This is a genomic window from Methylobacter sp. Wu8, from assembly GCF_036440755.1.
Taxonomy (GTDB): Bacteria; Pseudomonadota; Gammaproteobacteria; order Methylococcales; family Methylomonadaceae; genus Methylobacter_A; species Methylobacter_A tundripaludum_A.
This window is the reverse complement of sequence record NZ_JAZGVT010000072.1, coordinates 82364-102083: the sequence shown is the minus strand read 5'-3', so window position 1 is coordinate 102083 and position 19720 is coordinate 82364. Positions and strand designations below refer to the sequence as shown.

Sequence of the window (19720 nt, the reverse complement as noted above, 5' to 3'; positions counted from 1 at the left end):
CTGGAGTGCAAGGCTGGCCTTGCAGTGGCGCTATGCGTAACATCAGTGATTAATACAAGCCCAACTGCAACTGAGCCACTTCCGACATCATGTCTCGCGACCAAGGCGGATCAAGCACCACTTCGACATTAACACTGGCGACGCCGGGCAATGCGCGTATGCATTTTTCCACATCGCCCTGGATAACCGGCCCCATGCCGCAGCCCGGCGCGGTCAGCGTCATCATGATATGAACGTCATTCAGCCCGTTATCTGTCGGCGTTACTTTACATTGGTAGACCAGGCCAAGATCGACAATGTTGACCGGTATTTCCGGGTCATAGACCGTTTTCATCACTTCCCAGCAGTTTCTTTCAACCGCTGCCGCGTCGGTTTCGGATACCAAGGTGTGTAATTGATGAGGCTCCTTGCCCAGCGCATCGGCATCCACTCCGGCAATCCGCACCATGTGGCCGTGTTCGCTAACCACGGTATAGTTATCGCCCAGCGCCTGATGGATGGTAACTATCTGGCCCTTGGTTAAAGTCCCGGTGTTGCCGTCGGGGATAGTAACAATGTTGACATCTCGGGTTAAAACAACGTCTTCTCTTTCAGCCATAATGGTTCAGTTATAGATAGAAGGTTCGGGCGTCGATAGCCTGGCCGGTTATGCCGATGCTTTCTGAGCCGAATAAATACAGATAAATCGGAGCCAATGATTTCATGGACGGCAACTTGCTTTTATCTTCCGCCGGATAGGCCCGTTTTCTTAACGGGGAGTCTATCGGTCCCGGTATCAGGGTATTGACCCTGATTTTGCCGGATGCTTCATGTTCTTCGGCCAGTATGTTGGCGAAACCTTCCAAGGCTATTTTAGAAACGCCGTAAGCGCCTGCGTAGGCGGGAGCGTTTCTGGCGGAAGAATCCGACGTGAAAACAATCGACGCATGCTCGCTCTTTTGCAGCACCGGCAGCAAAACCCGGCACAGCAAAAAAGGCGCGTTCAAATTGACGTTTAAGGTATGCCCCCAGTCTTTGGTCTTGTGCGTTGCGACCGGAGAAAATGCGCTGAACTCTACCGCCGAATGCAGAATGCCTTGCAGGGAGCCGTATTTTTCATCAATTTTGTCGGCCAATTCCTGATACTCGTTTTCATTGGCGCCGGCCAGATCGAACGGATAAATAATCGGTTCGGGCGCCTTGACGGTCACAATCGCATCGTAAACCGCTTCCAGTTTGGCGATGTTTTTATCCAGCAAAATAATATGCGCGCCGTGTTTGGCCAACGCCAGGGCGGCTGTACTGCCGAGCCCGCCGCCGGCGCCGGTAATTAAGATGACTTGATTTGTTAGCGGCATGGTAGTGATGCTATCCAGGTTGATATTTGCTCGGGCGACTCGATTAACGCATCCGCGCCCCAAGTTTCCGGGTTATCGCCGGGTTTAATGTAGCCGTATACTGCGGCCAGTGTTTTCATTCGGACATTTTTCCCGGCGGCAATGTCGTGCAGCGCGTCGCCGATATAGACGCATTCCTGCGGATCGACGTCCGCCTGTTTGCAAGCGAGCAGCATCGGTTCCGGGTGCGGCTTGGGGTTGGCCGTGGTATCGCCGCTGACGATGCAGGCGGCGCGCCCGGTCAACTTTAAAGCGTCCATCAGCGGGTTGGTGAAGCGTTCGCGCTTGTTGGTGACCACGCCCCATTTCAATCCTTGCGCTTCAATCGCAGCCAGTGTGTCAGCCATGCCGGAGAAAAAAACCGTGTGTTCGGCAATATTGTTCTGGTAATGCGTGAGCATGGTTTCCAGAATATCCGCCTTTAACATATCGTCAAGTTCAGGACGGCCGGCGTTAATCATGGCCGCAGCGCCGAATGAAATAAACGGTTTGATGATTTCAGGCGCCACGGCATCAAAACCGTGGACGTTTAGCGCCCGGTTCAGGCATGAAATCAAGTCCGGCGCGGTATCGACCAGGGTACCGTCAAGGTCGAATAATACGCAGGATAATTTGAAATCAGCCGTCATGTCTTACGCGGGGCGCTTAAAAGCAGCGATGTAATTGACATCTATGTCTTTGCCCAGCCTGAAATGCTTGGTGAACGGATTGTATTCAATGCCCACCATGCCCTGCAATTCAAGGCCGGCCGCCCGCGCTGTCTGGCACAGCTCCGAAGGCTTGATAAAGGTTTTAAAATCATGCGTGCCTTTGGGCAACATTTGCAGGACGTATTCGGCGGCAAAAATAGCCAGCAAATAAGCCTTGGGTTTGCGGTTCAGCGTCGAGAAAAACACCATGCCGCCGGGTTTAACCATTCTGGCGCAGGCGAAGATAATCGAGCCCGGATCGGGCACATGTTCGAGCATTTCCATACAGGTCACATGATCGAAACTTTCCGGCTGTTGTTCGGCCAAATCTTCCGCGCTGATTTTTTGATAATGCGCACTGACGCCGGATTCAAGCCCATGCAGATCGGCAATATCAATCAGGTCTTCGCTGAGATCGATACCCAACGCATCCGCGCCTTGTTTGGCCAAACCTTCGGTTAAAATGCCGCCGCCGCAGCCGACATCGACGATGCGTTTGCCGTCAATATCGGCATAACGCTTGATAAACTCGATACGCAGCGGATTAATATCGTGCAGGGTTTTGAATTCGCCCTGAGTATCCCACCAGCGTTCCGCCATCGAGCCAAACTTATGGATTTCGTGCGGGTGTACATTATCTGTTGCTGTCATCGTGCCGACCATAATTTAAGGTTGATATAGTTTACTATATTACTAGGTTATTCGTCATGTGTTGTTCTGTCACAAGCCGTCTTGTATACCGCTTGAATAATAAGGTCATTATCCATCATAACAGCAGATCATTCATCCCTTGATTTTTGGTGTCAATCCTGCCGCCGACTGCCGGGCAAAAAAAAGGCCGGGCAACTGCACCGGCCTTTTTTTCAGCTTGTCAGCTTACAGGGAATTAACCGCGTTCAATTCCTGGAAAGCTTGTTCCAAACGAGTCACCATGCCGACTTCACCGGCACGTTGCCAAACGCGTGGATCGTAGTATTTTTTGTTGGGCTTGTCGTCACCGTCCGGGTTGCCGATTTGGCCTTGCAAATAACCTTCGTTTTGCTTGTAGTAGTTCATGATGCCTTCCCAAGTCGCCCATTGGGTATCGGTATCGATGTTCATCTTAACTACGCCGTAGCTGATCGATTCCTTGATTTCTTCGGCGCTGGAACCTGAACCGCCGTGGAATACAAAGTTCAGCGTGTTTGCAGGAACGCCGAATTTTTCGGAAACGTGTTTTTGTGAGTTAGCCAAAATGCTAGGCGTCAATTTAACGTTGCCTGGCTTATAAACGCCGTGAACGTTACCGAATGAAGCCGCAATCGTAAAACGTGGGCTGATTTTGCTTAACTCTTCATAGGCGTAAGCGACATCTTCAGGCTGAGTGTACAGCATGGAATGATCCATATCGCTGTTGTCGACGCCGTCTTCTTCGCCGCCGGTGCAACCTAATTCGATTTCCAGCGTCATGCCCATTTTTGACATGCGCGCCAGATATTGGCCGCAGATTTCAATGTTTTCTTTCAAGCTTTCTTCAGACAAATCCAACATGTGCGAGCTGAATAAAGGCTTGCCGGTTGCTGCAAAATGTTTTTCGCCAGCATCCAACAATCCGTCGATCCAAGGCAACAATTTTTTAGCCGCGTGGTCGGTATGCAAAATAACCGGTACGCCGTAAGCTTCAGCCATTTGGTGTACGTGTTGAGCGCCGGAGATAGCCCCCAAGATAGCAGGCGTTTGATCCTCCGCTTTTAAGCCTTTACCGGCGACAAATGCCGCTCCGCCATTGGAAAACTGGATAACGATAGCCGATTTTACTTTCGCGGCCGCTTCCAACGCTGCATTAATCGAATCAGTGTTAATCACATTCACCGCGGGCAATGCAAAGTGGTTTTCTTTGCAGATCGCAAAGATTTTTTGCACGTCATCGCCAGTGACAACACCGGGTTTTACTACATCTGAAATTTTCTGAGACATTAAGGGTTCCTGTTTCAATCTGTTACGTTGAGGGTGATCAAGCCGAGAGCCATTGCGGTTGCGGAAAATATCCGCCGCCCAATGCTGCCAGCCGCATATTATAAAGTGTGTTCATGCAATAGGCTACTTGGCGATAAGCTGATGTCGGTAGTGCAATGCTCTGTTTATGTAATGTGTTCCTTAAATTTAGATAAGACTCTGACGAATCCTCATGTAGGGCGTGCCATGCGCGCCTTTCCGACGATTGAATAATCCACCAGTTCTTTAGTGCGCGGCACACCCTACCTTTTAGGCTAAATAGTTACAAGCAGATTGAGTGAATACTTAATGAGGCGGATTCAACTTCGAAGTGCAATCCTAGTAATCATGCGGCATCCCTCTCTTGTTCAGGAAAAAATCCCTCACACCGTTTTTTCCGGTCATCATCACAACCACCAACACCGCCCCGTAAATGATTTGGCGCATATTGGCAGCGATGCTGTCGGGCATACCGACAAAGCGTAGCGCTTCAGGCAATAACACCATAAAAGCCGCCGCCAAAAAACTGCCGGTCAAATTGCCCATACCGCCGATAATGACGATTGAAAGAATGAAGATAGATTCGCTCACCGTGAAACTGGTCGGGTCTATGTAAGAAATGTAATGCGCATATAACGCACCGGGGATGGCCGCAAACATAGCGCTCAGCGTAAAGGCAACGGTCTTGGCAAGATAAACATTCTTACCCAAGCTTTGCACGTAGATTTCATCTTCGCTAATTGCGGTCAGGGTATTGCCGAAACCTGAACGAAGTAGATTTTTTAACAAATACCAAGCGCTCGCCATAAAACCGATAGAAATCAACAAAAAAGCTATTTTACTGTCCAGACTAAAGCCGAACAGCTCAATAGCGGGAATACCAGCAATGCCTAAAGGCCCTCGGGTTAAATCCATCCAGTTATTCATTAAAGAAAAAACAATGACCTGAATGCCTAAAGTACAAATAATGAAATAATCTTCAACCGTTCTCAGTGCAATCAGTGAAATGATCAAGGCGACAAAACCGCTGATTAACAGCGCAATGAGCAAGTTCAACCAAAAAGAAAAGCCGAAATGTAAAGTAAGCAAAGCCGTCGTATAAGCGCCAATACCGTAAAACCCGGCATGAGCCAAAGACACCAAACCGGTTTTCCCGGCAGCAAGATTTAGGCTCTGGGCAAGCAGGGTGTAAAAGCAAATGAAGATGGCGAGGTGTAATAAGTATTCCATCGTCTACAAGATTTCCGGTTCATAAAACGAAAATTCACCTTGCTTAATGCCAGAAAAATCATACCCGCCCTTCATCTTACAACCCGTTCAATTCCTGCAAAAACTGCTCTGGGGACATTGCTTTAATAGGTGAATACTGAAAGTCTCTAATATTTCGGCTAATAATAACGTCTGCATGACAAGCCATTGCCGATGCGCATTGCATTGTGTCTTCAAAATCGTTAATAGGCAGCTCCAAGGCAACGGTTAAGTCTTGGTTGGAAACAGCAACGATTTCTAAAAAGGCACATAATTCAGCAATAAAGTTTTTACTTTGCTGTTTATTATTGCCTTTTGCCGTCAGATAAAAAAAGTTGGCGATAGAATGCCAAGCGATAAAACCAGTATTTTTATTATTCTCAAGATAGTTTAATAGAGCCCCTGATGCCTGACAAAAAGGCTCCCTGCCCAATCCCACATCCAGCAACACATCACAATCGACAAAGATTTTCATAACTGATAACGCTGTTTCAAATAATCGAACCGCTCATCGCCTGTCTTATCATTTAGCTTGAATTGACCTTGCCAGCGTTCGGAAAACCCTTGTTTTAATACTTTCAATTTGTCCTGCTCGGCAGGCTTCTGAGCTTCTATATTGGCTTCATTAGATGTTTTATTACTGCTATCCTCGACAAAGGTAATTAATACCTTCATGCGTTTTTTTGTGGGCGGCGCTTCTTCTAAGATAATGTGGCCGTTGTCATAAATACCGTTAATAGTTGTGTACATGGCACTGCCCCTGTTAATTAAAATTTCTGCTGTTTTTCAACCTGGAGATTAAAAGTCCGCGAAACAACAACTAAACATCAACCTTTTTAAGCCGTTGCCCGGAAAATCCCAACGGCTTCCAGATTAAAAACAGGATAAGGATAATATAGGCTACCGCATCCATCCATTTGGTATCAATATAATACGCCGCAAGGTGTTGAGCCGTAGCCAATAATAGCGAACCGAACACCAAGCCCCGATAACTACCCACGCCGCCGATGATCATCGCCACCACGCCGTAAAGAAAATAATTAAAACCGAAGGTCGGCGTCATATCCACATCCAGAGCAATCAAAATCCCCGCAATAGCCGCCAAAGCAGCGCTGAGCGCCGTCGCATACAAAATAACCTGATCGCTGTTGATGCCGTAGATATTGCACAACTCTGGATTATTGCTGACAGCACGGATTTGTTTGCCTAGCGAGGTTTTATGTAGCAACAGCAACACGGCAATAAACAATACGCTGCTGACGGCAATGGTGATGATTTGAATGTCGGTGATATAAGCGCCTAGTATTTCATGGCCTACTTTGACTTCACCTGTGCGGATGCTTTTGGTATCGTCACCGAAGAACAGCGAGATTAGGTTTTGTAGGATGGTGTAAAGGCCGATTGAGGCTATTAGCATTTTAAATGACGGACTATTTTGTCCGGGGTCATTTTGGCTGTGGCGCATAATGCGAAAAATGCCTAATTCAGTACTGACACCAATGGCGACTGAGCATAGAATTGCAAGCGGGATGGCGCGGGTTAAAGGTATGGTTAGTTTTATGGAAAAAAGGTAGGCGAGGTAGGCTGCGAAAGTGATTATTGCAGATTGAAAGAGGTTGAAAAATTTATTTGGATAATAATGAATAAAAACAACACTGGCAATCAAAATAAAAAAAACACTCGAAATGCCAATATTAAATATTAGTTGAATCATGAGCGATCTTAAAATTGTGCCAAATTAGTTATCTCTTCAGTTGTTAATTCATAAAAAACAACAGCTTCTGTTTTTTTTGACTCCAGCAATTTAAATAAAGTATCTATTTCTGAAAATTTTTCATCGTTACCAATGTAAACATCTACTTTATATATATTCCTAGCACCATCAACTTTACTTTCAATAACTATATTGTTATTAACTGTCCCGCAATCTTTAATGAAGCGTTCTTTTATTTTACTCTCCTCAATAATAAAAACATTAACACCACATTTTATATTGTTAGCAATTGCTTGTAGAGAAGCGTCTTTGTTATCGTCATTAACAAAAAAATAACGTTCTATTTTTACACCCTTTTTATCAATTAATTCTTTGTTATTGTTGAAATAATTTATTGTATTCTCATCTTCCCAAAAACCATTTGGATCAACGATGCTTGTCGCTCTAATAACACTATTCTCTTCGGATAAATTAAATATATTAGAACAAAACTTCTGATATTTAGAAGGATCATTTTCAAATAAATATCCATTACATAGCGCTTTTATTTTTACATTAAATTCATCTATTAAGCTAGGTATGAATTTAGTGAGTATATCTTTATGAGGATTTAAATGAAGATTATAGTAATTATTGCTTCTTGTGATTGAGTCAGAAATAAGAATGTTAGTATCATGCAAAAAATCATCGCTATTTTTTCTTATTTCTCCAGTTGTTTTTTTAAACGACTCATGGGTACCATCAAAGTTATATCTGGTGATAAGTAAATTGATGAGAACAGTTACAGATGGAATTATAATAATAGTAAAAACAAGCCATATTATAGATATGCTATCAGTCTTGTTTGGATCAAAAAAATATCTAATAGTGCCTACCAAAATTGACACTAATGGTATTAAAACAAAAGATAGCATTTTAAGTTTATTTAAATTTTCCATTACTTTAAAAGCCTATAATATTCAAAAATATCTATTCCATCTGATATAGCAATTTTGTCAATTTTCGAGAACCCAAATTTCTCTTTATTAAGCTTGGCATTTTTTATTGCAAATGGGAATTGATAGGTCACATAACGCTCAAATTTAACTAATTCGACAAAACTTTTCCCTATGTCGTTATTGTATGTTGCAAAACAAATATTCCGTTCTGCCATTTTCTTTGTATAAACACTAAAAAAATAAGAAACAACATCGCCCCCTTCGAATTTTTTTAATCCTTTTGGTTCAATTTCATAATGACCGTTAAGCTTTTGATTCCAATCAGCATAAGAATCTACTATTAAACTCCCTCCATTTTTAATTAATTTAGAAAAAGTGAAAAGAATTTTTCTTTGAATATTAACTGGAAAATGAGTTAAGCTATTGCCAATACAGAGAGCCACATCAAGTTTATTGTTTACTATTGACTCTAAATTAAGCCAATCCGCAACATGAAATGAAATTGAACCGTCTATAATTTTTCTATTAGCTAGTAATATGCTTTCTTTGCTAATATCAAAACCATGTAAAGATACAAGAGGCACTAATTTATGTATTTCGTGCAATAACCAACCACTCCCACAAGCCAAATCAGCAATAATTAAATCATCTCTAATTAAACCTTGGTTTTTTAGCGACTCGGCAATTTTTTTATTAGATTCAATAATATTTGGATATATAATGTCATATTTTAGGCCAACCTCGTCATAGAAGGATTCAACATCCTTTAATATTTCATTATATTTTTTTTTCATATTTTTTAGAATAAAAACTGGCCATCTTTTATATGCTTAATAATAGCTGGTTTTGTTACATCGCCATTACTATCAAATGAAGTTAGACCACTAACGCCATCATAGTCTTTAATATCGTAAAGTTGTGCTTTCACTGCACCAGAAGCCGAGTCACCAGCTTTTTTTATGGCTAATGCAATAATTTTTAAAGCATCATAACTTTGAGCCGAGTATATCTCTGGGTTTTGTCCATATTTTTTAAAATACACGTTTGAAAAATTTTCAACAGTTGTGCTTTTTAATGCGGGGTTAAATGATAGGTTTGTATAAATAACACCATCAGACGAATTACCTGCTATTTTTATAAATTCTGGCGACTCATAAGTATCAACACCAAGAAACTGTGTATTTACCCCCATTTCTTTGGACTGTTTAATAAAATTGGCAGCTTCAAAAGCGTGTGCGGGTAAATAAATTGCATCATACTGTACTGTTTTTAATTTTGTGACAATAGAACGGAAATCAGATGTTCCAGATTGAAAACTATCTGAAAAAGTTACTTCACCTCCTAACTTTTTAAAACTATCTATAAAAATATCTCTTAATCCTAATGAAAAATCATTGTTCATAGATATTACGGCAATTTTTTTATAACTTTTATGTGCGAATTTTGCCATTTCTTCTCCTTCTGCGTTATCAGAGGGCCAATTCCGAAAAATATAATCGCCTGCATTTGTTAGCTGAGGATTAGATGAGCATGGTGAAAATAAAACTACTTTATTTTTTTCTGCTATAGGAGCAATTGACAAAGCACTCGAACTTGTAACACCTGCTATTATTATTTGAGTTTTTTCTATGCTAATAAGCTTATTAATTGCAGAGACTGCAACTTTTGAATCTGTCTTGTCGTCTTCGTAAATTAATTCAATCTTTTTCCCCACTAGGAAATCATTCGCATTAATTTCCTCTTGTGCCATATCTAATCCATTTTTTATCCACTCACCATATTGTGCAGCCCCCCCAGTTTTAAAAATCACAACCCCTATTTTTATAGACTCATATTCCGTTTTATCTTTATTTATTCCCAAAAGATATCCTAATACAAAGGCAGTTATTATTAGAAGAACAACTATTACTTTTTTAAACATTTTATGTACCTTTTGATATAGCATACTATGCTATAGCGCAATAAGAATAAATCAACCATCTTTATATTAAAAAGAGTATACCTTCCACCAAAGCCTGAGCAATCAATAAACGGTTAAATGGATCTCGATGCTCAAAAGACAAGTTTGAAACCGCTAAGACATGGCAGGCTGCACGGGCAACAGGGCCATAGGATGTGCCGACGATAGGAGGCGCATCATTCGCGAACGATGCGCTTCACTTTGTTCAGCACATCCTATAACTGTCGTCATTTCATAACGGCTGCATTTTAACGTTTCTGCATTACCCCAAGCGAGACGGAGTTTGCTGAGGCTTGTGGGCTTGCGACAGCCCCAAAGCGTTATAATGCCGCCATAAATTCTGCTACCGTCAAACCTGCCATACGAATAAGGCTTCGTAGCGTACCTTTTGCAACTTCCTTATGATCGGGAATAGACAATGTAATTGCTTCCCCTTCTTTGACCATAATAATGTGGCTTCCACTTTGCCGCACAGCCTGCCATCCGAGCGACTCGAACACGAGAACGACCTCGCGGCCCTTAAGAACGGGAAGCGAAGGTGGCATTATGCCGCCACCTCGATTTGCTGCGTCTCGATGGTCAAAGGTAATCCTCGCTCGGCGCGAACTTGAAGGCACTGATAAATTGCATCCTGTATGTTGCTCAGTGCTTCGTCCTTAGTCGCTCCTTGGCTAACACAGCCGGGTATGGCTGGGCATTCCACTACCCAGATACCCTCTTCGTCACGGTCAATTGTCACGCTAAATTTCATAATATTCCTCCAAGTTTCTCATCAAATTTATTTTCTGCCTAATTCATAATCAGGATGTCTATGTTGATGCTTAACAACCGTTACACGAAGCACATCGTTTTCCAAAACTCGAAAATAAATAACATAAGGAAAGCGCCTCATTAACGCGCCCCAATGCCGTTAAGTTAAGCCGTTCGTGGTGAGCTTGTCGAACCATGATCGGCTTAACCGCCCAGCCTTCGACAAGCTCAGGGCGAACGGTTAATCTTTAACTTAACGACATTGATTAACGCCCTCCATATATCATCCTCAACCATCCGCCATTGGCTTGGCGACGATGCAATCTTTAAAATTTGACGCTCAAACTCATTGAGAAACTCAAGCCCAAGTCCTTGTGAACATAGGTCGTAGTATTCAATAATTTTGTGTAATTCCTGCTCAATCGCAGGATGATATTCAATCCGCATCCCGTAATCCGGACATTAATTGCGTATGCGACAAGGGGGCTACCGCACCGTTTTCAATCTCCCTATCACGCTGTTTCGCTAACGCAATCGCTTCATCATCGGACAGTTCAGGCGCAACAAGATAGGGCGCGTCAAGACTTTCCCATATTGTTTGTGCAAGCATTGCCCGGTCATGCGGACTTAACCTTAATGCTTCGCTGGCAATTTGATCAATACTCATAAAAACACCTACAAAATGAATTTTTCAAAGTTGGACGGGGCAAACATGCTAAAAGAACGATGATTGATAACGATTTTAGGTCGTTTCTCACTGCACGGTATAAACGTCCGCTTTTTGCAGTTCCTCATGCATCCTGTCCGGCGCCAAATCCAATTCGCCCGGCCACGTCACCGCGCCATGTTCTACATGCGCCTGCATAAAGGTGTCCGTCTCCCGCAATCGTTTAAAAACGCCGCATTCTCCAGCCAAAAAATGCGCCATGTCCACTATGCCGCTGGTGCCGTCGGCAAATTCCACATGCAGCCTGTATTTCTGCAACGTTTGCACCTGGGTCACTTTCCAGGGTGTGCGATAATTTAATCCAGTGGCGTGATTTTCTTGGGTGTCTGCAACTGCTCGCATAGCTTCCAATCCTCCATTAATTCATCGCGATGCAAAAAAGCCCACTCCTTAACCAGAATTGCCGCACCGCGAGGCAATTCTCCTTTGACGATTTCCAATGTTTGAATGTTTATTAATGCCTCAAACTCGCCATATTCGGCATGGAAATGAGGTGGAGCATGTTCATTCCAATACATCTTGATCAAGATACCGTAAAAAGCTGAAATTGTAGGCATAGCTTCCTTTTGCTTAGTCTAACCGAACAGGTAAAAAGTTGGAAATTACATCGGTTCTATTGGGTAACACGAGGTGTCATTCTCAACCTTACCCAACCTCATCAACAGAACATTGTGCGCTTTGGCAACGGTTTCTTTGACTCTATGCTCAACTATCAGAAAAGTCATGCCTTGCCGGTTAAGCGTTTTAATGATTTCCAGGTTTTGCTGCCAAGTATGCGGGGCAAGCCCTGCGCCCGGCTCGTCCAGCAAGATCATTTTAGGGTGTTGCATCAGCGCCATGCCCAGAGCCAGTTGCTGTTTTTCTCCGCCGCTTAGATGAAAAGGCGTTCGGCTTTTAAGCGGTGTCAGTTGCGGCAGTTTTTCAAACACACTATTTAGCCGTTGTCTTAATTCGGTTTTGTTGTGTAGATGGGTAGCGGCGACTTCCAGGTTTTCATTAACGGTTAACTGGTCGAAGCTGTTGTTTTTTTGCGGGACGTAGACGATGCCTTTTTGGATGAGCTGGTAGGGTTTGCTATGGGTTATGTCTTCCTCTGCGAAATGCACGGATGCCCGCCTGTTCTCCGGGTTGTCCCACTTGCTCGCTAAGCCGTAAATGGCTTTGAGCAAGGTGGATTTGCCGGAACCGTTACCGCCGATCAGCAGCACTATTTCGCCGCGTTTGACGGTAAACGATACGTCAAATAATACCTGCCGTTTGCCGTAGCCTGTGCTGAGGCGGTTCACGCTTAATAAGGTGTCGTTAGAAGTAGGCATCAGCAGCTTGCGGGCTGGTTTGCAGTTGCTCGAAGTTGTCGAATTCCGACAATGCGCCGTCGCTTAAAAACAAAAAGCGGTCGGCGGTTTCGGCGATAAAATCGGTGTTATGTTCGATCATTAACAGGGTTTTGCCTTGCTGTTTTAGTTGCTTAATCAGGGCGGTGATTTGCTCCCGGTATTGCGGACTGATTCCGGCAACCGGTTCATCCAATAACAGTAATTGTGCTTGGTTTGCCACGCAGCAGGCAAGGTTTAATAACTTTTGCTGCCCGAAACTGATTTCATCGGCCATTGCCTGTTGCACATCCTGCAAAAAATAATCGGCGATGATTTTTTCGGCTTTGCGTTCCATCTGCTGCATTTGTTTTTTAAAAACAAGGCCGGGCAGCAAGGCGTTTGTCCAGTTATCGGTTGGGTCACCGGGCATTGCCAGCAGGATGTTTTCTTTTACGGTGAGTTTGGCAATGAGGCGTAAGTCTTGAAAAGTTCTGCCTATGCCCATCCGGTTTATTTTATAAGGCGCAAGTCCTGTAGTGGTTTGCTGTTGAAAATTGATGATGCCGGATGCCGGTTTGTGAAAACCGGTGATCAGATTAAATAAGGTGGTTTTTCCTGCGCCGTTTGCGCCCATCAATGCGTAGATTTTTCCTTGTTCCAAAGCGAAACAAAGATTTTTGAATAGCGGCTTTTCAGGTGAAAAGCTGAAACTGATGTTTTGGAGTTTTAAGATCACGGGCTGCAAAAAATGTTTGTTGTCTGGTTTAATGCAATTTTTGGATTATAAAGCCTTATTTTAAATCATGGGCTTATACTTTGCGTTGATGTTGAGCCTCTTCTACAACACATCCAATTGCGCATAAGCCAAGATCAGCCACTTGAGGCCGACTTGCTTGAAGTTGATCTGCACCCGTTCCTGCGCGCCCTCGCCTTCCATCTGCAACACCACGCCTTCGCCGAATTTGGCATGGCTGACGCGTTGCCCCAGCTTGTATTTTCCTTCCGTTTGCAAAGACTGCGCTTTGGGCTTTACGGCGGTCACCGGACGGCTCACGGCGGCCCGCATCCTGACTTCCTGCAAGTGTTCCGGCGGAATCTCGCGCAGAAAGCGCGACGGTCTGGGGTAGCTTTCCCGGCCGTATAAGCGCCGGGATTCGGCATAGGTCAGATACAACTGCTGCATCGCGCGGGTAATGCCGACATAGCACAGCCTGCGCTCCTCTTCCAGCCGCCCGACATCATCGACGGACTGTTGCGACGGGAACAGGCCTTCTTCCATGCCGACCAGGAACACCTGCTTGAACTCCAGGCCTTTGGCCGAGTGCAGGGTCATCAGCTGCACGCAATCGTCGAACTCGTCGCCTTGCATCTCGCCGGCTTCCAATGCCGCATGGGCCAGAAACATATCCAGCTCGCCCAGATTTTCTTCGCTGTCCTGGTCGCCAATCGTATCGGGGTCGAACAGCCGCGCCGCGTTGACCAGCTCTTCCAGGTTTTCTACTTTCTCTTCGCCTTTGTCGGCCTTGTCCTTTTGATACAGCTCGATCAGGCCGCTTTTTTCTACGACCAGTTTGACCTTTTCATAAAGCTCCAGGCCTTCCGCCTGCCCTTCAAACTGCTTGATCAATTCCAAAAAACCGATCAGCGCATTGGTCGCCCTTGCCGACAAGGTACGCTGGTTAATCAGCGCGATCGCCGCCGCCCATAACGAAAGCTCTTGATCCCTGGCAATGCCGCGAATATCGTCGATGGTTTTGGCGCCTATGCCGCGCGTCGGGGTATTGATCACTCGCTCGAACGAAGCGTCGTCATTGCGATTGGACATCAGCCGCAAATAGGCCAGCGCGTTCTTGATTTCCGCCCGCTCGAAAAAACGCAAGCCGCCGTAAACCCGGTACGGCGTGTTGGTGGTCATCAATCGTTCTTCAAACTGGCGGGATTGGGCGTTGGATCGGTACAGTATCGCGACATCCTTGCGCAGTCCGCCCTCGTTGACCCAAGCCCTGATCCGCTCGACCACAAAATGGGCTTCGTCCTGTTCGTTGAAGGCCGCGTACAGGGAAATCAAATCGCCGTCGCCGGCATCGGTCCACAGCTCCTTGCCCATTCGGCCGTCATTGACGCTGATGACCTTGTTCGCGGCTTTCAGGATATTGCCGGTCGAGCGGTAGTTTTGCTCCAGCTTGATGACCTGATGATTCGGGTAATGCTTTTGAAAGTTGTAGATATTCTCGATTTTCGCGCCGCGCCAGCCGTAAATGGACTGATCGTCGTCGCCGACGACGAAAATATTGTCCCTGCCGTCGGTCAACAGCCGCAACCAGGCGTATTGTATGGTGTTGGTGTCCTGAAACTCGTCGACATGCACCTGCCGGAAACGCTGCTGATAATGCTCCAGCACATCGGGATTGTCGCGCAGCAATTCATGCGCCCTGAGCAGCAGCTCGGCAAAGTCGACCAGCCCGGAGCGGTCGCACAGTTCTTCATAGGCTTTATAGATGATCACCATTTGGCGCTGATAGAGGTCGCCGGTCTCCAGCATATGCAGGGCCCGCTTGCCCTCGTCTTTTTGCGCATTGATAAACCATTGCGCCTGGCGCGGCGGCCACTTGTCGGCATCGAGATTCAGCGTAGCCAGCAGGCGCTTGATAAGCCGCAACTGGTCGGCGGAATCCATCACCTGAAACGTTTCCGGCAATTTGGCCTGCTTGGCGTGACGTCTTAACAAGCGGTGCGCCACGCCGTGAAAAGTCCCTATCCACATTGATTGCGCGGACATCTGAAGCAAATCCTCGATCCTGCCGCGCATTTCCTTGGCCGCTTTATTGGTAAAGGTTACTGCCAGAATACTGTGCGCAGACACGCCCTCGACCTGGATCTGCCAGGCGATACGATGCACTAAAACACGGGTTTTGCCGCTGCCGGCGCCCGCCAAAACCAGCATGGCTTGGGACGGCGCGGTAACCGCCTGACGCTGATCATCATTTAAGGGGTCTATTATTGAAGTTACATCCATTGGTTTTTTCGCTTGCACATTTTTCGAAGCTGTGTATATTGCTTGGGTTCGATAATGACAGACCGAACCGTTGCTTTGTTAATAATAATAACGACACACAGAGGATTTTAAGATGAATTTTGATTTTAAACGTATGCTTAAATTTGAACACAATGTTGGCGAGAAGGAAAAGAAATACCGTTTATACGCGGGCGCGGCCCTTCTGGTTATTTCACTTTTCGTCCCAGGCGGAGAAGTTCTTTTATTATTAGTGGGACTGGTTCTTGTTGCAACCGGCTATTCAGGCTGGTGCCCGGTCTATTCAGGGCTTAACAAGAATACCTGCGAAACTGAAAGCGGCGCTGGCGAGGGCGACTCTTCAGAAGGCTAAGCCATCAAGAAAGGCACGAGACAAAAACCAGGATTTAGCCTTGTGCCTACCTTTTCCTTACTCTTCTTTACTAAACTCACCTTCCAGCACGTTATTTTCAGCCGCTCTTCCCTGCTGAAAATGCGCGCCACCCTGAACAAGATAGTTTTCAATCACATATTGGGCGATTTTTCTGCGTAATGACGGGATCAAGCAGGCAAAACCGATTATATCGGTAATAAAACCCGGCGTTAGCAATAATGCCCCCCCGACCAGGATAATGGGGCCTTCAATCATTTCATAAGCGGGGATCACGCCTTGCGCCAAACTTTCCTGGAACCGCTGAAACGTTGAGAAACCTTGCTGTCTCAACAACCAAGCGCCCAGCACCGCGGTAAACACCACCAGCAAAATGGTCGGAAACGCGCCAATGATTCCGCCCACCTGTATCAGCAAATAAATTTCTGCAAAAGGGATAATCAGCACGACCAGAAATAGTATTTGAAAAATTTTCATCTAAAGCACTCTTGTTGTAATCACCGTCGTTACAATATAAGGGCAATTCCGGTTAATTTCTAGGATAATATCCGCGATCCAGTTTTTATGACGCGTAACATGCCTGCCAACCATCAAATAATTTTCTGCACTTGCCCCGATAAAGACACCGCTGAAAAAATAGCCCGGTTATTGGTCGCAGACAATAAGGCAGCCTGCGTGAACATTTTGCCCGGCATCACGTCTGTTTACTCATGGGAAGGGCGGATTGAATCCGCCCAGGAGCATCTGCTGCTGATTAAGGCCCATAAAGATCGCTATCAGGCTATCGAGACGGCCCTGCGCGACAATCACCCTTACGAACTGCCTGAAATAATCGCCGTCCCCATTGAACGGGGCTTACCTGAATACCTGCATTGGATAGATTCATGCCATTTTTCAAAGTAATTTTTCTCTGTTTCCTGTCGATTCTCAGCCAATCGACCTTTGCCCTGGGCGCTGGCGAAGTTCTGCCGCCCGACCAAGCCTTTAAAGTTTCAGCTAAAGCACTGGCCGCCGACCGGATTGAAATTTCCTGGGACATCGCGGAAGGCTATTATCTTTACCGCAATAAAATGCGCTTTGAGTCCAAGACCGGACAAATACGCTTAGGCGAGCCTGTTTTTCCGGCCGGGGAAACCCACCATGATGAAAACTTCGGCGATGTGGTCATTTACCGCAACACCCTGAACGTCCCGGTTACTTTAAGCGTAGAAAACGGCGCGTCCTCACTGCAATTGCTGGTGCAATACCAGGGCTGTGCCGACCGCGGCATTTGCTATCCGCCGCAAAAAACCACTTTCGACCTGAAGCTGCCCGCGCCTGCCGCCACAGCCGACCCGGTTAAGCAACTGCTGAAAGGAACTCAAAGCTTAAAGCTCAATCTGTTTGAAGACGAGTTGCTGCCGCCGGACCAGGCTTTCGAGTTTTTCGCCTCGGTCAAAGACGATCACACCCTGCATGTTAACTGGAATATCGCAGAGGGCTATTACCTTTACCGGGAAAAAGTCCAACTTGAGCTGGTTAACGCCGACGGCGTAACGCTGGGGACTTATGACATCCCCAGAGGCATCCCCAAGCAGGATGAAGCCTTCGGCCAGGTTGAAACCTTCCACAACGAACTCGGCTTCGACCTGCCGATAAGCCGTTCCACCCAGTCGGCGCAAACCGTTACCCTACAGGCAAAATACCAAGGCTGCGCCGACCGCGGCGTGTGCTATCCGCCGATGAGCAAAAAAATCGACTTGGCCCTGCCCGTCGCACAGCAACTTGCCTCCGCACCGGAACAACTTTCCGAACAGGATCAAATCGTACAATCCCTGCACAAGGACAGCTTCGCGGTAACCTTGCTCAGTTTTTTCGGCTTCGGCTTGCTGTTATCGCTGACCCCGTGCATTTTCCCGATGATCCCGATTTTATCGGGCATTATCGTCGGTCACGGCCACCGGATTACCACCGGCCGGGCTTTTTTGCTGTCTTTAAGCTACGTGGTCGCTTCGGCGCTGACTTACACGGTGTTCGGCATACTCGCCGCGCTGTTCGGCGGCAATCTGCAAAGCGCTTTTCAGCAGCCCTGGATTATCGGCCTGTTCAGCGGTATTTTTGTAGCGCTGTCCCTGTCCATGTTCGGCTTTTATCACCTGGAACTGCCCAAATCGTTACAGGTCAAGCTGCATAATTCCAGCGAAATACACCGTGACGGCTCGCTATTGGGCGCGGCCATCATGGGCTCGCTGTCGTCGCTGATCGTCGGCCCTTGCGTCGCGGCCCCACTGGCTGGGGCATTGATTTTTATCGGCCAGACCGGCGATGCGGTGTTAGGCGGCAGCGCGTTGTTTGCTTTAGGTCTGGGCATGGGCGTACCGTTACTGTTGCTCGGCGCATCCGCCGGAAAACTGTTGCCCAAAGCCGGAAACTGGCTGAATTCCACCAAGGCGGTGTTCGGCGTGATCATGCTGGCGGTCGCGGTGTGGATGCTCAGCCGCATTTTGCCCGGCAACGTGATTATGCTGTTGTGGGCGATGCTGCTGATATTTCCGGCCGTTTATCTCAGCGCCGTCGATCCGCTGCCTGAAAACAGTTCCGGCTGGCGCAAATTGTGGAAAGGCTTGGGCCTGACGATGCTGGCTTACGGCCTGCTATTGTTGATCGGCTTTAGCCTGGGCAACAGCAATCCGCTAAAACCGCTGCAAGGACTCGGCGTGAACACAACGCAAGCCGCGGAACCGGGCATTGTTTTTGAACGTGTCGCATCAGCGGCGCTGGAAGCCCGGATCAATCAGGCCGCCGCCAATCATCAAGCGGTCATGGTCGATTTTTACGCCGATTGGTGCATCTCGTGCAAGGAAATGGAAGCGTATACCTTTGCCGACCCGCGCGTTAAACAAGCGCTCAAGGGCTATGTACTGCTGCAAGTCGATGTGACGAACAATACCGATGACGATAAAGCCCTGCTGGCGAAGTACAACCTGATCGGGCCGCCGACCATACTGTTTTTCGGTGTGGACCGTCAGGAAAAAACCGTCAACCGGGTCATCGGTTACCAAGATGCCGAAACCTTTATTAAATCACTGCAACGCGTCCAGTCATGAAACAAACAGCTCTGATTATTCTTGCCGCGATTATTGCGCTGGTTTTAGGCGTAACCGCGCGGCAACTTTTCCCACCCGCGGAGAAAACCGGCCCCAGCGCATTACCCGAGTTCAACCTGCCCGACCTGTCCGGCCGTCAACACAACATTTCCGAATGGCGGGGCAAGGTATTGGTGATCAATTTCTGGGCGACCTGGTGTCCGCCCTGCCTCAAGGAAATCCCCGATTTTGTCGCCCTGCAGGCGCAATATGCGGACAAAGACCTGCAATTCATCGGTATTGCGCTGGAAGACAGGGAGCCGGTAGCCGAATACACGGCCGCAACTCAAATCAATTATCCGATTTTATTGGGCGGCGACAACGGCATCGCCTTGTCCCAGCAACTGGGCAACACTATCGGAGCCGTTCCCTACACCCTTGTTGTTGACCGGAAGGGGCAAATCATATTCCGGCATCCGGGCGAACTATCCAAACAGCAAATAATGGAAGTGGTTACGCCGATACTGAATTAGCAGCACCGGCTAAGGACAAACAGTTA

General features: G+C 46.6%; 26 protein-coding genes. 4 read left to right on the top strand and 22 right to left on the bottom strand.

The genetic code is table 11. The features are described 5' to 3' along the window. Positions 1 to 49: 49 nt before the first annotated feature. The 21 genes from sufT to uvrD form a co-directional block, all read right to left on the bottom strand. Positions 50 to 598, bottom strand: a complete 549-nt coding sequence (sufT, locus tag V3O24_RS15385) for a putative Fe-S cluster assembly protein SufT (RefSeq protein ID WP_104422898.1) — start codon at positions 596 to 598, stop codon at positions 50 to 52. A 10-nt stretch (positions 599 to 608) separates the two neighbouring features. Beyond that, entirely contained in the window at positions 609 to 1337 is a 729-nt protein-coding gene (locus tag V3O24_RS15380; RefSeq protein ID WP_331307905.1) for an SDR family NAD(P)-dependent oxidoreductase, read from the bottom strand. Then, positions 1328 to 2005, bottom strand: a complete 678-nt coding sequence (locus V3O24_RS15375) for an HAD-IA family hydrolase (RefSeq protein ID WP_331307904.1) — start codon at positions 2003 to 2005, stop codon at positions 1328 to 1330. Before V3O24_RS15375 ends, V3O24_RS15380 begins: the two co-directional genes overlap by 10 nt. 3 nt (positions 2006 to 2008) lie before the next feature. After that, entirely contained in the window at positions 2009 to 2716 is a 708-nt protein-coding gene (gene ubiG / locus V3O24_RS15370; RefSeq protein WP_104423007.1) for a bifunctional 2-polyprenyl-6-hydroxyphenol methylase/3-demethylubiquinol 3-O-methyltransferase UbiG, read from the bottom strand. A 225-nt stretch (positions 2717 to 2941) separates the two neighbouring features. After that, positions 2942 to 4021: a class II fructose-bisphosphate aldolase gene (gene fbaA / locus V3O24_RS15365; protein ID WP_331307903.1), complete on the bottom strand. Its 1080-nt coding sequence runs from the start codon at positions 4019 to 4021 to the stop codon at positions 2942 to 2944. Positions 4022 to 4378: 357 nt separating this feature from the next. Further along, positions 4379 to 5269, bottom strand: a complete 891-nt coding sequence (locus V3O24_RS15360) for a branched-chain amino acid ABC transporter permease (RefSeq protein WP_331307902.1) — start codon at positions 5267 to 5269, stop codon at positions 4379 to 4381. Positions 5270 to 5345: 76 nt separating this feature from the next. Further along, on the bottom strand, positions 5346 to 5762 hold the full coding sequence (locus tag V3O24_RS15355; RefSeq protein WP_331307901.1) for a PIN domain-containing protein: 417 nt from the start codon (positions 5760 to 5762) through the stop codon (positions 5346 to 5348). Next, entirely contained in the window at positions 5759 to 6037 is a 279-nt protein-coding gene (locus tag V3O24_RS15350; RefSeq protein ID WP_331307900.1) for a hypothetical protein, read from the bottom strand. Before V3O24_RS15350 ends, V3O24_RS15355 begins: the two co-directional genes overlap by 4 nt. A 70-nt stretch (positions 6038 to 6107) precedes the next feature. After that, on the bottom strand, positions 6108 to 7001 hold the full coding sequence (locus V3O24_RS15345) for a branched-chain amino acid ABC transporter permease (protein ID WP_331307899.1): 894 nt from the start codon (positions 6999 to 7001) through the stop codon (positions 6108 to 6110). Between the two features lie 8 nt (positions 7002 to 7009). Further along, positions 7010 to 7939, bottom strand: coding sequence for a hypothetical protein (locus tag V3O24_RS15340; protein ID WP_331307898.1), 930 nt, complete (start codon positions 7937 to 7939; stop codon positions 7010 to 7012). Continuing rightward, complete coding sequence (locus V3O24_RS15335; protein ID WP_331307897.1) at positions 7939 to 8733, bottom strand: class I SAM-dependent methyltransferase; 795 nt, start codon at positions 8731 to 8733, stop codon at positions 7939 to 7941. Before V3O24_RS15335 ends, V3O24_RS15340 begins: the two co-directional genes overlap by 1 nt. Positions 8734 to 8738: 5 nt before the next feature. Continuing rightward, on the bottom strand, positions 8739 to 9860 hold the full coding sequence (locus V3O24_RS15330) for an ABC transporter substrate-binding protein (protein ID WP_331307896.1): 1122 nt from the start codon (positions 9858 to 9860) through the stop codon (positions 8739 to 8741). A gap of 359 nt (positions 9861 to 10219) precedes the next feature. Continuing rightward, on the bottom strand, positions 10220 to 10444 hold the full coding sequence (locus V3O24_RS15325) for a type II toxin-antitoxin system HicA family toxin (RefSeq protein ID WP_331307895.1): 225 nt from the start codon (positions 10442 to 10444) through the stop codon (positions 10220 to 10222). Further along, positions 10444 to 10650 (bottom strand): type II toxin-antitoxin system HicB family antitoxin, encoded by a 207-nt coding sequence (locus tag V3O24_RS15320; protein ID WP_331307893.1) that lies wholly within the window; start codon positions 10648 to 10650, stop codon positions 10444 to 10446. The genes V3O24_RS15325 and V3O24_RS15320 overlap by 1 nt, the downstream gene beginning before the upstream one ends. A 227-nt stretch (positions 10651 to 10877) precedes the next feature. Beyond that, positions 10878 to 11096 carry a hypothetical protein gene (locus tag V3O24_RS15315; protein ID WP_331307892.1) on the bottom strand — a complete coding sequence of 73 codons (219 nt, stop codon included), beginning with the start codon at positions 11094 to 11096 and terminating at the stop codon, positions 10878 to 10880. Next, complete coding sequence (locus V3O24_RS15310) at positions 11086 to 11316, bottom strand: addiction module protein (RefSeq protein ID WP_331307891.1); 231 nt, start codon at positions 11314 to 11316, stop codon at positions 11086 to 11088. The genes V3O24_RS15315 and V3O24_RS15310 overlap by 11 nt, the downstream gene beginning before the upstream one ends. A gap of 87 nt (positions 11317 to 11403) precedes the next feature. Next, complete coding sequence (locus V3O24_RS15305) at positions 11404 to 11718, bottom strand: DUF2442 domain-containing protein (protein ID WP_331307890.1); 315 nt, start codon at positions 11716 to 11718, stop codon at positions 11404 to 11406. Then, positions 11673 to 11933 (bottom strand): DUF4160 domain-containing protein, encoded by a 261-nt coding sequence (locus V3O24_RS15300; RefSeq protein ID WP_331307889.1) that lies wholly within the window; start codon positions 11931 to 11933, stop codon positions 11673 to 11675. Before V3O24_RS15300 ends, V3O24_RS15305 begins: the two co-directional genes overlap by 46 nt. 45 nt (positions 11934 to 11978) lie before the next feature. Further along, positions 11979 to 12692 (bottom strand): ATP-binding cassette domain-containing protein, encoded by a 714-nt coding sequence (locus tag V3O24_RS15295; protein ID WP_331307888.1) that lies wholly within the window; start codon positions 12690 to 12692, stop codon positions 11979 to 11981. Further along, a complete protein-coding gene (locus V3O24_RS15290; RefSeq protein WP_331307887.1) occupies positions 12679 to 13428 on the bottom strand; it encodes an ATP-binding cassette domain-containing protein in 750 nt (249 codons plus the stop codon). The genes V3O24_RS15295 and V3O24_RS15290 overlap by 14 nt, the downstream gene beginning before the upstream one ends. Before the next feature lie 102 nt (positions 13429 to 13530). After that, the gene (uvrD, locus tag V3O24_RS15285; protein WP_331307886.1) at positions 13531 to 15708 is read right to left on the bottom strand and encodes a DNA helicase II; all 2178 of its coding nucleotides are present in this window, start codon (positions 15706 to 15708) and stop codon (positions 13531 to 13533) included. Between the two features lie 112 nt (positions 15709 to 15820). Here uvrD and V3O24_RS15280 point away from each other — a divergent pair, with 112 nt between their 5' ends. Further along, positions 15821 to 16078 carry a DUF2892 domain-containing protein gene (locus tag V3O24_RS15280; protein ID WP_104422911.1) on the top strand — a complete coding sequence of 86 codons (258 nt, stop codon included), beginning with the start codon at positions 15821 to 15823 and terminating at the stop codon, positions 16076 to 16078. Between the two features lie 57 nt (positions 16079 to 16135). On the opposite strand, the gene V3O24_RS15275 is transcribed toward V3O24_RS15280, so the two are convergent. Further along, positions 16136 to 16573: an FxsA family protein gene (locus V3O24_RS15275; RefSeq protein WP_331307885.1), complete on the bottom strand. Its 438-nt coding sequence runs from the start codon at positions 16571 to 16573 to the stop codon at positions 16136 to 16138. A gap of 87 nt (positions 16574 to 16660) precedes the next feature. Between V3O24_RS15275 and cutA the strand changes: the two genes are divergently transcribed. Genes cutA through V3O24_RS15260 form a run of 3 tightly spaced genes read left to right on the top strand, consistent with a single transcriptional unit; the run spans position 16661 to position 19694 of the window. Then, positions 16661 to 16999, top strand: coding sequence for a divalent-cation tolerance protein CutA (gene cutA, locus V3O24_RS15270; protein WP_331307884.1), 339 nt, complete (start codon positions 16661 to 16663; stop codon positions 16997 to 16999). Further along, positions 16981 to 19182, top strand: coding sequence for a protein-disulfide reductase DsbD (gene dsbD, locus V3O24_RS15265; protein WP_331307883.1), 2202 nt, complete (start codon positions 16981 to 16983; stop codon positions 19180 to 19182). The genes cutA and dsbD overlap by 19 nt, the downstream gene beginning before the upstream one ends. After that, on the top strand, positions 19179 to 19694 hold the full coding sequence (locus V3O24_RS15260; RefSeq protein WP_331307882.1) for a TlpA disulfide reductase family protein: 516 nt from the start codon (positions 19179 to 19181) through the stop codon (positions 19692 to 19694). The genes dsbD and V3O24_RS15260 overlap by 4 nt, the downstream gene beginning before the upstream one ends. Positions 19695 to 19720: the final 26 nt, after the last annotated feature.

Bases quoted from the DNA above. Each gene is read 5' to 3' on its own strand.
- V3O24_RS15330 (WP_331307896.1), bottom strand. From the start codon at position 9,860: ATGTTTAAAAAAGTAATAGTTGTTCTTCTAATAATAACTGCCTTTGTA.
- cutA (WP_331307884.1), top strand. From the start codon at position 16,661: ATGACGCGTAACATGCCTGCCAACCATCAAATAATTTTCTGCACTTGC.
- V3O24_RS15345 (WP_331307899.1), bottom strand. From the start codon at position 7,001: ATGATTCAACTAATATTTAATATTGGCATTTCGAGTGTTTTTTTTATT.
- V3O24_RS15380 (WP_331307905.1), bottom strand. From the start codon at position 1,337: ATGCCGCTAACAAATCAAGTCATCTTAATTACCGGCGCCGGCGGCGGG.
- V3O24_RS15310 (WP_331307891.1), bottom strand. From the start codon at position 11,316: ATGAGTATTGATCAAATTGCCAGCGAAGCATTAAGGTTAAGTCCGCAT.
- V3O24_RS15340 (WP_331307898.1), bottom strand. From the start codon at position 7,939: ATGGAAAATTTAAATAAACTTAAAATGCTATCTTTTGTTTTAATACCA.
- V3O24_RS15375 (WP_331307904.1), bottom strand. From the start codon at position 2,005: ATGACGGCTGATTTCAAATTATCCTGCGTATTATTCGACCTTGACGGT.
- V3O24_RS15305 (WP_331307890.1), bottom strand. From the start codon at position 11,718: ATGCGAGCAGTTGCAGACACCCAAGAAAATCACGCCACTGGATTAAAT.
- uvrD (WP_331307886.1), bottom strand. From the start codon at position 15,708: ATGGATGTAACTTCAATAATAGACCCCTTAAATGATGATCAGCGTCAG.
- V3O24_RS15260 (WP_331307882.1), top strand. From the start codon at position 19,179: ATGAAACAAACAGCTCTGATTATTCTTGCCGCGATTATTGCGCTGGTT.
- V3O24_RS15275 (WP_331307885.1), bottom strand. From the start codon at position 16,573: ATGAAAATTTTTCAAATACTATTTCTGGTCGTGCTGATTATCCCTTTT.
- V3O24_RS15320 (WP_331307893.1), bottom strand. From the start codon at position 10,650: ATGAAATTTAGCGTGACAATTGACCGTGACGAAGAGGGTATCTGGGTA.
- dsbD (WP_331307883.1), top strand. From the start codon at position 16,981: ATGCCATTTTTCAAAGTAATTTTTCTCTGTTTCCTGTCGATTCTCAGC.
- V3O24_RS15325 (WP_331307895.1), bottom strand. From the start codon at position 10,444: ATGCCACCTTCGCTTCCCGTTCTTAAGGGCCGCGAGGTCGTTCTCGTG.
- V3O24_RS15295 (WP_331307888.1), bottom strand. From the start codon at position 12,692: ATGCCTACTTCTAACGACACCTTATTAAGCGTGAACCGCCTCAGCACA.
- V3O24_RS15350 (WP_331307900.1), bottom strand. From the start codon at position 6,037: ATGTACACAACTATTAACGGTATTTATGACAACGGCCACATTATCTTA.
- V3O24_RS15300 (WP_331307889.1), bottom strand. From the start codon at position 11,933: ATGCCTACAATTTCAGCTTTTTACGGTATCTTGATCAAGATGTATTGG.
- sufT (WP_104422898.1), bottom strand. From the start codon at position 598: ATGGCTGAAAGAGAAGACGTTGTTTTAACCCGAGATGTCAACATTGTT.
- V3O24_RS15315 (WP_331307892.1), bottom strand. From the start codon at position 11,096: ATGCGGATTGAATATCATCCTGCGATTGAGCAGGAATTACACAAAATT.
- ubiG (WP_104423007.1), bottom strand. From the start codon at position 2,716: ATGACAGCAACAGATAATGTACACCCGCACGAAATCCATAAGTTTGGC.
- V3O24_RS15335 (WP_331307897.1), bottom strand. From the start codon at position 8,733: ATGAAAAAAAAATATAATGAAATATTAAAGGATGTTGAATCCTTCTAT.
- fbaA (WP_331307903.1), bottom strand. From the start codon at position 4,021: ATGTCTCAGAAAATTTCAGATGTAGTAAAACCCGGTGTTGTCACTGGC.
- V3O24_RS15280 (WP_104422911.1), top strand. From the start codon at position 15,821: ATGAATTTTGATTTTAAACGTATGCTTAAATTTGAACACAATGTTGGC.
- V3O24_RS15360 (WP_331307902.1), bottom strand. From the start codon at position 5,269: ATGGAATACTTATTACACCTCGCCATCTTCATTTGCTTTTACACCCTG.
- V3O24_RS15355 (WP_331307901.1), bottom strand. From the start codon at position 5,762: ATGAAAATCTTTGTCGATTGTGATGTGTTGCTGGATGTGGGATTGGGC.